The following is a 13,217-nucleotide window of genomic DNA, read 5'->3' as shown; positions in this document are numbered from 1 at the left end:
AAAGACGTATACTTGCATTTCCGATAATAGTATTTATTGTTCTTTGCATAAAAAGCTTCTAGACCTGATGCTTCAGGATTTTTTAATAAGGTTTTGCGTATTTGATACTAATTTTTTTTACAACGGAGAGTTTGATCCTGGCTCAGGATGAACGCTAGCGGCGGGCTTAACACATGCAAGTCGAGGGGCAGCATTAAATTTATTTATAATAAATTTTGATGGCGACCGGCGTACGGGTGCGTAACACGTACGTAACCTACCTTTTGCTAGAAAATAGCCTGAGGAAACTTAGATTAATGTTCTATAGTATAACAGAATCGCATGATTCTGTTATTAAAGTAGCAATACGGCAAAAGATGGGCGTGCGTCCGATTAGTTAGTTGGTAAGGTAAAGGCTTACCAAGACAGTGATCGGTAGGGGGCCTGAGAGGGTGATCCCCCACACTGGTACTGAGACACGGACCAGACTCCTACGGGAGGCAGCAGTGAGGAATATTGGTCAATGGAGGAAACTCTGAACCAGCCACGCCGCGTGCAGGAAGAATGCCTTACGGGTTGTAAACTGCTTTTGTTTAGGAATAAAAATTCTTACGTGATAAGGATTGTGAATGTACTATACGAATAAGTGTCGGCAAACTCCGTGCCAGCAGCCGCGGTAATACGGAGGACACGAGCGTTATCCGGATTTATTGGGTTTAAAGGGTGCGTAGGCGGTTTATTAAGTCAGTAGTGAAATATTGCAGCTTAACTGTTAAAATGGCTATTGATACTGATAGACTTGAGTGAGATTGGAGTAGCTGGAATGTGTGGTGTAGCGGTGAAATGCATAGATATCACACAGAACACCGATCGCGAAAGCAGGTTACTAAGTCTATACTGACGCTGAGGCACGAAAGCGTGGGGAGCAAACAGGATTAGATACCCTGGTAGTCCACGCCGTAAACGATGATCACTAGTTGTTGGATTTATTTCAGTGACTAAGCGAAAGTGATAAGTGATCCACCTGGGGAGTACGGTCGCAAGGCTGAAACTCAAAGGAATTGACGGGGGCCCGCACAAGCGGTGGAGCATGTGGTTTAATTCGATGATACGCGAGGAACCTTACCAAGGTTTAAATGTACTACGAATAAACTAGAAATAGTTTAGTCTTCGGACGGAGTACAAGATGCTGCATGGTTGTCGTCAGCTCGTGCCGTGAGGTGTTGGGTTAAGTCCCTCAACGAGCGCAACCCTTATTGTTAGTTGCCAGCGAGTAATGTCGGGGACTCTAGCAAGACTGCCGACGTAAGTCGAGAGGAAGGTGGGGATGACGTCAAATCATCACGGCTCTTATACCTTGGGCTACACACGTGCTACAATGGTCGGTACAAAGGGTTGCTACTGGGCAATCAGAAGCTAATCTCTAAAAGCCGATCTCAGTTCGGATTGGAGTCTGCAACTCGACTCTATGAAGTTGGAATCGCTAGTAATCGCATATCAGCCATGATGCGGTGAATACGTTCCCGGGCCTTGTACACACCGCCCGTCAAGCCATGGAAGTCGGGGGTACCTGAAATCGGTGTCCATAAAAGGAGCTGCTTAAGGTAAAATCGATAACTGGGGCTAAGTCGTAACAAGGTAGCCGTACCGGAAGGTGCGGCTGGAACATCTCTTTTTTTAGAGTTTTTTCTTATTAAAAGTTTATGTTGGGGTTAGGCTAGAAGCTTTTCTTAATTAATTAAGAAAAATGCAAAATTTTATAAAGTAAAATAAAGTAAAGTAAGGAGATTGATTGTAATTATTATTTATAATTAATGTAATCAGTCTCGTAGCTCAGATGGTTAGAGCGCTACACTGATAATGTAGAGGTCCGCGGTTCAATTCCGCGCGAGACTATTTCAGGGGAAGCTCAGATGGTTAGTGATTAGAGTGCTACATGATGAATAAAACGTATAAAATGCGTGATTTTCACGATACGTAAAATTATTACGAGGTAAGGGGAATTAGCTCAGCTGGCTAGAGCGCCTGCTTTGCACGCAGGAGGTCATCGGTTCGACTCCGATATTCTCCATTTTTTTTTATTTAGAAAGTTCTTTGACATACATAATATACAATAATGAGAAAATAAAAAAGCTAATGAAGGGCGTATGGTGGATGCCTTGGCTCTGAGAGGCGAAGAAGGACGTGATAAGCTGCGATAAGCTGCGGGAATTGGCACATACGAACTGATCCGCAGATTTCCGAATGGGGAAACCTATCATATTAATATGTATGATATTATTTTATAAGTAAGGCGAACCTAGAGAACTGAAACATCTAAGTATCTAGAGGAAAATAAAACAATAGTGATTCTGTTAGTAGCGGCGAGCGAAAACGGAACAGCCCAAACCATTATGGTCTAGGCTATAGTGGGGTTGTAGGTCTACAATAAATGACTATTTTTCTATAGTAGAATGATTTGGAAAAATCAATCATAGAAGGTGATAATCCTGTATGCAAAATGGAAAAATTACATAAGTAGTAACCTGATTAGGACGGGACACGAGAAATCTTGTCTGAATTTGCCGGGACCATCCGGTAAGGCTAAATACTACTCAGAGACCGATAGTGAACTAGTACCGTGAGGGAAAGGTGAAAAGTACTTCGAATAGAAGGGTGAAATAGATCCTGAAACCATACGCTTACAAACTGTCGGAGCTTTTTTGTGAAGTGACGACGTGCCTTTTGCATAATGAACCTACGAGTTAATTTTTCCGGCAAGGTTAAATAGTTCAGCTATGGAGCCGTAGCGAAAGCAAGTCTGAATAGGGCGTGTAGTCGGAGGAATTAGACGCGAAACCGAGTGATCTATCCATGAGCAGGTTGAAGCTGTGGTAACACATAGTGGAGGACCGAACCGGTTGACGTTGAAAAGTCTTCGGATGACTTGTGGATAGGGGTGAAAGGCCAATCAAACTCGGAGATAGCTCGTACTCCCCGAAATGCATTTAGGTGCAGCATCGTGTTAAATAATACAGAGGTAGAGCTACTGATTGGATGAAGGGGTTTCATCACCTACTAATTCCTGACAAACTCCGAATGCTGTTATTATGTTTCACGGTAGTGAGGGCATGGGTGCTAAGGTCCATGTCCAAAAGGGAAACAACCCAGACCATCAGTTAAGGCCCCTAAGTATATATTAAGTTGAACAAACGAGGTTTAGTTACTGAGACAGCTAGGATGTTAGCTTGGAAGCAGCTATTCATTTAAAGAGTGCGTAACAGCTCACTAGTCGAGTGACTGAGCATGGATAATAATCGGGCATAAATATATCGCCGAAACTATGGGATTGATTTGATTAAATTAATCAATTCAATCGGTAGGGGAGCATTGTAATAGCATAGAAGCTATATTGTAAGATATAGTGGAGCTTTTACAAAAGAAAATGTAGGTATAAGTAACGATAATGCGGGTGAGAAACCTGCACACCGAAAAACTAAGGGTTCCTCAGCTATGTTAATCAACTGAGGGTTAGTCGGTTCCTAAGATGAAATCGAAAGGTGTAATCGATGGATAACCGGTTAATATTCCGGTACTCACTTTTATTGCGATAGGGGGGACGGAGTAATGAAACTGCCGCGTACGGACGGATGTGTACGTTAAAGTAGTTAGGTATAAAATATATTGGAAAATCCGTATATTTTGCTGATCTACGATAGTACCACAAACCTTCGGGGGAGTGGATAGCGCAGGTAAGAGCTTCCAAGAAAAGCCTCTAAGCTTCAGATAAAAGTGAACCGTACCAAAACCGACACAGGTAGTTGAGGAGAGAATCCTAAGGTGCTCGAGTGATTCACGGCTAAGGAACTAGGCAAAATAAACCTGTAACTTCGGGAGAAAGGTAGCCTTTTTTTGAAAGAAAAAAGGCCGCAGCGAAGAGATCCGGGCGACTGTTTATCAAAAACATAGGACTCTGCTAAATTGAAAAATGATGTATAGGGTCTGACACCTGCCCAGTACTGGAAGGTTAAAGAAGAAGGTTAGCTTTGGCAAAGCTTTTGACTGAAGCCCCAGTAAACGGCGGCCGTAACTATAACGGTCCTAAGGTAGCGAAATTCCTTGTCGGGTAAGTTCCGACCTGCACGAATGGTGTAACGATCTGGAAACTGTCTCAGCCGTGAGCTCGGTGAAATTGTAATATCGGTGAAGATGCCGATTACTCGCAATGGGACGAAAAGACCCTGTGAACCTTTACTATAGCTTCGTATTGATTTCGATTGAAAAATGTGTAGGATAGGTGGGAAACTTTGAAGCGTTGTCGCTAGGTAATGTGGAGTTGTCCTTGAAATACCACCCTTTTTTTAGTTGAAATCTAACTCAATTAAAAAAATTGAGAACATTGCGTGGTGGGTAGTTTGACTGGGGTGGTCGCCTCCAAAAAGGTAACGGAGGCTCCCAAAGGTACCCTCAACACGTTTGGTAATCGTGTGTAGAGTGTAATGGCATAAGGGTGCTTGACTGTGAGACTTACAAGTCGATCAGGTACGAAAGTAGGGCATAGTGATCCGGTGGTTCCGTGTGGAAGGGCCATCGCTCAAAGGATAAAAGGTACTCCGGGGATAACAGGCTAGTCTCCCCCAAGAGCTCACATCGACGGGGAGGTTCGGCACCTCGATGTCGGCTCGTCACATCCTGGGGCTGAAGAAGGTCCCAAGGGTTGGGCTGTTCGCCCATTAAAGTGGCACGCGAGCTGGGTTCAGAACGTCGTGAGACAGTTCGGTCTCTATCTATTGCGAGCGTTAGAAGCTTGAGTGGACCTGATTCTAGTACGAGAGGACCGAATTGGACGAACCTCTGGTGTATCAGTTGTATCGCCAGGTGCATCGCTGAGTAGCTATGTTCGGAAGAGATAAGCACTGAAAGCATATAAGTGCGAAGCTCTCCACAAGATTAGGCTTCTTTTAAGGGTCGTTGAAGATGACAACGTTGATAGGCTACAAGTGTAAAGATAGTAATGTCACAGCTGAGTAGTACTAATTACCCGTAAGCTTTTTAATTTCTCGTATGTATATTATGCTATGTCTTATTTTTTAATATTTTTTATGGGTGGTTATAGCAATGTGGCCCCACCTCTTCCCATTCCGAACAGAGAAGTGAAACGCATTAGCGCTGATGGTACTGGTTAATTCTGGGAGAGTAAGTCGCTGCCCTCTTTTTTTTTCTATTTATAACAAGTTATAACAAGCTTTCCGAATACAAATCTCTATTTTTAGCGTCTGCACGAAGAATACTTTCACTTCTATAATAATAAAGGCTTTTTAAGCCGATCCTCCAAGCTTCAAGATGTACTTTATTTATATATTTTGCTGGAGTATTTTGATGGAAAGAAAGATTAATACTTTGACCTTGATCAATATATTTTTGTCGTATACTAGCTTGCTTAATTAATTCTAATTGATTAATTTCTTTGAAACATCTAAAAACATTTTTCTGTCTTTCACTAAGAGCTGTCAATCCAAGACAAGATCCTTTTTCATTTGCAATTTGTTCCCAAACTTCTGGAAGATTATATCCATTTTTTATAAGTATTTTTTCTAAATAAGGATTCTTACGAATATGCATTCCTTTAGAATCATCATCTACATATATATTTGCCGCTATAGGTTCTACGCCTTGAGAGAGACCACCAGCTAATTTTGCAGAACTCCTATTAGGAGCCATTGCCATTAAAGTCAAATTTCTCTTTCCTGTTCCTATATTCCATTCAGATTCTCCATATTCTTTAGCTAAATACTTAGTGGCTTTTTGAGATTCTAATTGTATGTATCTAAATATATCATGAGTTAATATTTCAGATTGTATAGATATAAAAGGAATCATGTTAGATTGTAAATATGAGTGCCAGCCTAAAGTACCTAAACCTAAAGCTCTACTTTTTTCTGCAAAACGAACTGCGTCCTCTATTCCCCGTATATGTTTCCCTTTATTAATAAATTCTTGCATAACTGCATCAAGAAATAAAATGGCATAAAAAACAGTATTTGTATTTTTCCATTCTACATACCTATATAAATTCAAAGAAGAAAGACAACATACAAGTGTATGATTTTCATCTGTTGGTAACATAATTTCTGAACAAAGATTACTATGATGGATTTTTAATCCGTGTTTTTTCCAATTTTCTGGAATATTTTTATTAGCATTTTCTTGAAAAAAAAGATATGGCTCTCCAGTTTGAACACGTTCTTTAAGAGTATCAATCCATAAAACTCGTTCTTTTCCATTTTTTTTTAATACTTTTTCCATGAAAGAATTAGAAATGATTACACCTTGATGAACATTATGACACTGACGATTAATATCCCCTTTAGGTTCTCTGATTTTTAAGAATTCTGGATATTCTTTATGCTCGATATTTAAATAAATAGCCACAGCTCCTCGTCGTGTTCTACCTTGTTTACTGGCTACTATAGCACTATCATATGATTTAATGAAAGGAATTATTCCATCAGAAGTCCCTAATGCTCCATTTTTTATCGAACTTCCAACAGGTCTAACTAAACTAAAATCATAAGATGTCCCTCCACCATGTTTACTAAGTATAGCCATTTCTAAATTTTTTCTATATATTTCGTACATACTGTCCCCAATTCTTCCAGAGAAACAACTAATGGGTAAACCTTTTTCCGTTCCAAGATTTACCATAACAGGAGTGGAAGGAATAAGCCAACCCCTCCAAAGAATATTAAAAAATTCTCCTTCTATTTTCGGTTTTCTTAAAATCTTCGCTGCATTTTTTGACAATCTTCTATATGCCTCAAAAGGAGTTTCCCCATCTAATAAGTATCCACCTTTAATTGTAGTTAAATATAATTCATTATTAGCCCAAACGGGAAAATCTTTTCCTACTTTCCATCCTTCTTTTTCTGCAATAGGGTGTGTTTCCATTATTTTAGAACTATTTATTTTTTTCTTTTTCTATCTGTTCTTTTAGTTTCGCTAATCCTGCTATATCACCAAGAGTGGATCTCTCAAATTTTCTATTTCTCATACGTTGTTCTTTCTTTTGAACTTTATCACGATAAATAGACGTATGAGAGATCACAATTTTTTTAGTTTCTTTATTAAATTCAATTACCTTAAAATTAGTTTTCTCTCCTTTCTTCAGAGTAGTTCCATCTTTTTTTTCTAAAAAACGTAGTGGAGCAAAAGCTTCTATTTTCTGATCTTCTGTAAATTTTACAGAAGCTCCTTTATCAAATAAATTTGATATTATTCCATCGTGAATACTTCCCACGTAATAAATTTTTTCATATTTTTCCCATGGATTTTCTGTTAATTGTTTATGTCCTAAATTTAATCTTCTAGCTTGAATATCTAAAGTGAGTACAATGATCTCCAATTTATCATTGATACTGCAAAATTCAGAAGGATGTTTAATTTTTTTTATCCATGAAAGATCATTAGTATAAATAACTCCAGAGATTCCTTTTTCTAATTCTAGAAAAACTCCAAAATTCGTAAATTTTTTTACAACTCCAGCGTGTTTTGATCCTATAGGATATCTTTCTTGTATATTAATCCAAGGATCTGGAGTTAATTGTTTTACGCTTAAAGACATTTTTCTTTCTTGACGATCAATAGTTAATATAACAGCTTCTAACTCATCTCCTATTTGTACGAAATCTTGAGGAGAAGATAAATCTGTAGCCCAAGACATTTCACTAATATGCAATAATGCTTCTACACCTGGTATGATTTCAATGAATGCTCCATAATCAGCTAAAACACTTACTTTTCCTTTTATTTTACTTCCTATTTTTAAATTTTGATCTAAAGAATTCCAAGGATGAGGTTGCAATTGTTTTAACCCCAATTGTACACGATTTTTCTCTTTATCTACACCTAATACAACAAATTTTAGTTCCTGTTCTAATTGAACTATTTCTGTAGGATGGTTAATATGTGGCCAACTCATATCGGTAATATGAAGTAAAGCATCTACACCTCCTAAATCTACAAAAGCACCATAAGGAAGAATATTTTTTATTTTTCCTTCTAATACTTGACCTTTATCTAATTTTGATATCATTTCTTTTTTCTGTTCCTCTATATCTCTCTCTATTAAGACTTTATGAGAAACTACAACATTTTTTGTTTTTTGATTGATTTTAACTACTTTTACTTCCATAGTTTTTCCTACATAAGTATCATAATCCCGAACAGGTTTTACATTGATATGTGATCCAGGTAAAAAACATTCTATATCAAATATTTCAACAATTAATCCTCCTTTTGTTCTAGCCGCAACATAACCTAATATTACCTCTGATTTATCATATGCTTCATTAATACGTTGCCAATTTCTTAGCATTTTTGCTTTTTGATACGAAAGAATGCATTGTCCTTTATAATCTATTTTAACAACCATCACTTCTATTTTACTCCCAATTTGAATATTAAAATTTTCTCTAAATTCACTTATAGGAATAGCTCCTTCCGCTTTAAATCCAATATCTACAATAATAGTTTTATCCGAAACATATGTTACAATTCCTTGATATATTTCTAATTCTTGAACATATGGTAAAGTTTTTGTATATATTTCTTCAAATTTTTTTCTTTCTTCTTGAGTCTCATTATTTAAATGAGTTTCGTATTTCGTCCAATCGAAACTTTTTTTTACCTGATCGTTCAATTTTTCATTTTTTATTTCATATGAAGGGGATGATTTTCCTTTTATTTCTTCGGTTTGATTAGACATAATTTTATTATTTTTTTTCACTGTTTTCTATCCATATCCATAAAAAATACATACATGTACAGAGAAACCAGAGTATAGCAGTTTTAGTGTTCTCGTTTATTTATTATTATAAAAAACAGGTAATACAAAACTAATAATTTTTCAGTAACTTTTTCTACTAATTGAAATAAAATGTACCTCATTGTTGATACAGAAACAACAGGATTACCTGTATCCTATAATTTTCCAATCACTCATGTAGACAATTGGCCAAGAATAGTGCAAATTTCATGGCAAATTCATGATGTTATAGGCGATTTAATAGAATTTAAAAGCTTCATTATAAAACCGGATCATTATGATATTCCTTTTAATGCCTTTAAAATTCATGGAATAACTAATGAAAAAGCAGATAAATATGGAATTGATTTGAGTTTTGTACTACATGAATTTAAAAAATCTCTTGATCAATCTCAATGTTTAATTGGACACAATTTAAAATTTGATATAAAAGTTATTGAATGTGAATTCTTTAGAAAAAAGAAAGAAATTTCTTTTCAAAAAAAGAAAATATTAGATACTAAAGAAATTTCTACTTCTTATTGCAAACTATCAGGAACTGGAAAAAGACTGAAATGGCCAACATTATCTGAATTATATCAAAAACTTTTTGGAGAAAAAGCTCCAAACATGCATAATGCCGAAAATGATGTAAAAGCTACAGCTCGTTCTTTTTTAGAATTATTACGTATCGGAATAATATCACATCAAGATATAGGGATAAAGGAAGATATTCTGTTTAAATTCAGAAATAAATATACTACAAAAATTTCTTCTTCTGTAGTTTCTTTTAATGATGATCATACTTTATTAGAAAAAAAAGAAAAAATTTCATTAAAAAATGACAATGCATTAAATGATATGTTGAAAGAAAAATTGAAAAAAAAAAAATATTCTCATATCCATAATCATACCCATTTTTCTATTCTTTATTCAACTATAGATATTCAGTCTCTAGTAGAAAGAGCTATACATTTAAATATGCCAGCTGTAGGTATAACTGATTATGGAAATATGATGGGATCTTTTCATTTTTTAAATGCTATTCATTCCATAAATAAAAAATATTTTCCAGAAAAATCAATCAAAGGGATCATAGGTTGCGAAGTATTTATTTCAGATAATTATTTACAAAAAAAATTTACTAAAGAAGAACCGGATAAACGATATCAACAAGTTCTTTTATCTAAAAATAAAAAAGGTTATCATAATTTAGCGAAACTTTGTTCATTAGGTTTTACAAAAGGTTTTTATGCTGGAATTCCTAGAATTGGAAAAAAAATTATAGAAAAATATAAGGAAAATTTAATTGCTCTTACCGGAGATTTAAATTCAGAAATTCCATATACTATTCTGAATTATGGTGAAAGAAAAGCAGAGAGAGTTTTCTTATGGTGGAAGGATCTTTTTGGAGATGATTTTTATATAGAATTGTTGCGTCATGGTTTAGAAGCTGAAGATCATGTCAATAATATATTACTAAAATTTTCAGAAAAATATCATGTAAAATATATTATACAAAATAACACTTTTTATTTAGATAAAAAAGAAGCAAATGCTCATGATATTTTACTTTGTATAAAAAATGTAGAAAAACAATTAACCCCTATAGGAAAAGGGTTCGGTTATAGATTTGGTTTTCCAAACCATGAATTTTATTTCAAGAGTGCAGAAGAAATGAAAAAAATTTTTTTTGATTTACCAGAATCTTTTGATTTTCTAGAGGAATTAGTTAATAAAATTGAATCTTATCATCTTTCACACAAAATATTACTTCCAAAGTTTAAGATTCCAAAATCTTTTGAAGATCCTATAGACAAAATAGATGGAGGAAATAGAGGAGAAAATCGTTTTCTAAAAAAAATAACTTTTGATGGGGCCAAAAAACGTTATAAAAATATTACTAAAAAAATTCAAGAAAGAATTCTTTTTGAATTAAAAACAATAGAAAAAATTGGCTATCCTGGTTATTTTCTCATTGTTCATAATTTTATTTCTCAAGCTAAAAAAATGAATATTTCAGTCGGCCCTGGTAGAGGATCAGTAGCAGGATCTATTGTTGCTTATTGTATAGAAATAACCAATATAGATCCAATAAAATATCATCTTCTTTTCGAACGATTTTTAAATCCGGACAGAATTTCTTTACCAGATATTGATATTGATTTTGATGACAGGGGACGTGAGAAAATTATTGAATGGGTTGTTCAAAAATATGGGAAACATCAAGTTGCACAAATTATAACATATGCAACTATGGGGGCGAAATCATCCATTAGAGATACCGGACGTGTATTAGATTTATCTCTAAAAGAAACAGATCGTATCGCAAAAATGGTTCCTAATATGCTTTCATTAAAAGTAATTTTATCTAAAAAAAACACCATAGAAAAGATAATCAATAAAGAAGAGATGAATAATGTACAAAAATTGAGGGATTTTGCAAAAAATAGAAATACATTGGAAGGTAAAGTTTTACAACAAGCAGAAATTTTAGAAGGAACTATAAGAAGTACAGGAGTACACGCTTGTGGGATCATAATCAGTCCATATGATATTCAAGAATATATTCCAGTATCTGTGTCAAAAGAATCAGATTTATTGCTTACGCAATTTGATAATCATGTGGTAGAACATGTTGGATTATTGAAAATGGATTTTTTGGGATTAAAAACCCTTACTATTATTAAAGACGCTATAAATATTATCAAAAAAAGATGTGAAAATATTCCTCTTACAGAGGATTCATTTTCTCTCAAAGATGAGAAAACTTATCATCTTTTTCAAAAAGGAGAAACTGTAGCCGTTTTTCAATATGAATCTCCAGGAATGCAAAAATATTTACGTAAGTTAAAACCTGATAAATTTGATGATTTAATTGCAATGACCGCATTGTATAGACCAGGTCCTTTACAATACATTCCTAATTTCATATCTAGAAAACATGGAAAAGAAGCAATTACCTATGATTTACCAGAAATGGAGGAATTTTTGAAAGAAACTTACGGAATAACAATATATCAAGAGCAAGTCATGTTAATAGCCCAAAAAATAGCTGATTTTAGTAAAGGAGAAGCGGATATTCTTAGAATATCTATGGGAAAAAAACAAAAAGAAAAACTCAATAAAATGAGAAATTTATTTCTACATCAAGCTATGAAAAAAGGTTATCCTAAAAATATTTTAGAAAAAATATGGAAAGATTGGGAATATTTTTCTTGTTATGCTTTTAATAAATCTCATGCGACATGTTATGCCTATATAGCTTTTAAAACTGCTTATTTAAAAGCACATTTTCCATGTGAATATATGGCTTCTGTATTAAGCAATAATATGCAGAACATTAAACAGCTTACTTTTTTTATAGAAGAATGCAAAAAAATGAGTATATCTGTAATCAGTCCAGATATAAATGAAAGTGATTCTTTTTTTAGAGTAACTGATTCTAATCATATTAGATTTGGTCTTGCGGGAATAAAAGGAATTGGAAAGAATGCTGTAAAAATTCTTCTTCAAGAAAGAAAAAAAAACGGACCCTATACCTCTATTTTTAATCTGGTTAAAAGAATAGATTTACGTGTAGTGAATAAAAAAACTTTAGAAAGTTTAATTTTATCTGGATCTTTAGACAGTTTTCATATTGATAGAGAACAATATTTTCATATTGGATTTGATGATAAATTAAGTACTTTAGAAAAAATTATTAGATTTGGGTCCAAATCACAAAAAACAAAAAATAAAGTAGATCAACCTATTCTCATGAAATGTAATTTATGGAGTAATATATATAAATTATCTAAAGAAAAAGAAGTATTAGGTGTTTATACTTCTGGACATCCTTTAGATGATTTTTATTATGAAATAAAATATTTTACGAATATCTCTTTAGAACAATTAAATAAGCAAGAATCTCTACTTATAGGAAAAAAAATGTGTGTATGTGGAATTTTATCCAAAATAGAAAAAAAAACATATATAAAAAATGGAATTAAATATGGTATTTTCTTATTAGAAGATTATAATTCTTCTAAAGAATTCAAAATTTACGGACAACAATATTTGAAATATGAACCTTTTTTGATTCAAAATAATCCGTTGTATTTATGTTTTTCTATTGAAAAATCAAGATATCAAAAATATAAAATAAATATTTTATATATGGAAAATTTACAAAATATTTTAAAAAAATTGGTACATAAACTTATAATTAAAATCAATATAAACTGTTTAAATAATGAATTTATTAATGATATTGAAAAACTTATTTCTCAACAAATAGGAAATAAGAAATTGAATATAGTTCTTTATGATAAAGTAGATCAAATTTTTTTAAATTTTGAATCTATAAAATATGAAATTAATATTAATTCAAGTTTTTTAAAAAAATTGGAAGAAATAAAAGGGTTAGATTTTTGTTTAAACTAAAACCTTTCAATTAATTAAATAATTAAAAAGA

At 33.6% G+C, this 13,217-nt stretch carries 3 protein-coding genes, 2 tRNA genes and 3 rRNA genes; 6 read left to right on the top strand and 2 right to left on the bottom strand.

The annotated features are described in order from the left end of the window. Positions 1 to 119: 119 nt before the first annotated feature. The 5 genes from H0H64_RS01690 (at position 120) to rrf (ending at position 5,171) form a co-directional block, all read left to right on the top strand. A 16S ribosomal RNA gene (locus H0H64_RS01690) occupies positions 120 to 1,655 on the top strand. A 146-nt stretch (positions 1,656 to 1,801) separates the two neighbouring features. After that, positions 1,802 to 1,875, top strand: a tRNA-Ile gene (locus tag H0H64_RS01685). 101 nt (positions 1,876 to 1,976) lie between these two features. Continuing rightward, positions 1,977 to 2,050, top strand: a tRNA-Ala gene (locus tag H0H64_RS01680). Between the two features lie 56 nt (positions 2,051 to 2,106). After that, a 23S ribosomal RNA gene (locus H0H64_RS01675) occupies positions 2,107 to 5,014 on the top strand. A 46-nt stretch (positions 5,015 to 5,060) separates the two neighbouring features. After that, a 5S ribosomal RNA gene (rrf, locus tag H0H64_RS01670) occupies positions 5,061 to 5,171 on the top strand. The 16S, 23S and 5S rRNA genes sit together here with 2 tRNA genes alongside, the layout of an rRNA operon. Positions 5,172 to 5,193: 22 nt before the next feature. Here rrf and H0H64_RS01665 read toward each other — a convergent pair. Continuing rightward, positions 5,194 to 6,906: a ribonucleoside-diphosphate reductase subunit alpha gene (locus tag H0H64_RS01665; RefSeq protein WP_185857084.1), complete on the bottom strand. Its 1,713-nt coding sequence runs from the start codon at positions 6,904 to 6,906 to the stop codon at positions 5,194 to 5,196. 10 nt (positions 6,907 to 6,916) lie between these two features. Next, positions 6,917 to 8,722 (bottom strand): 30S ribosomal protein S1, encoded by a 1,806-nt coding sequence (rpsA, locus tag H0H64_RS01660; RefSeq protein WP_185857083.1) that lies wholly within the window; start codon positions 8,720 to 8,722, stop codon positions 6,917 to 6,919. 171 nt (positions 8,723 to 8,893) lie between these two features. Here rpsA and dnaE point away from each other — a divergent pair, with 171 nt between their 5' ends. Further along, complete coding sequence (dnaE, locus tag H0H64_RS01655; RefSeq protein WP_185857082.1) at positions 8,894 to 13,186, top strand: DNA polymerase III subunit alpha; 4,293 nt, start codon at positions 8,894 to 8,896, stop codon at positions 13,184 to 13,186. The last annotated feature ends 31 nt before the right edge of the window (positions 13,187 to 13,217 follow it).

The sequence above is a fragment of the Blattabacterium cuenoti genome (assembly GCF_014251635.1).
GTDB lineage: Bacteria > Bacteroidota > Bacteroidia > Flavobacteriales > Blattabacteriaceae > Blattabacterium > Blattabacterium cuenoti_S.
Note: the sequence above shows the minus strand (reverse complement) of the source record. Positions and strands in the feature narration are given on the sequence as shown.

Coding starts and splice junctions, on each gene's coding strand:
- H0H64_RS01665 (WP_185857084.1), bottom strand. CDS start 6,906: ATGGAAACACACCCTATTGCAGAAAAAGAAGGATGGAAAGTAGGAAAA.
- rpsA (WP_185857083.1), bottom strand. CDS start 8,722: ATGTCTAATCAAACCGAAGAAATAAAAGGAAAATCATCCCCTTCATAT.
- dnaE (WP_185857082.1), top strand. CDS start 8,894: ATGTACCTCATTGTTGATACAGAAACAACAGGATTACCTGTATCCTAT.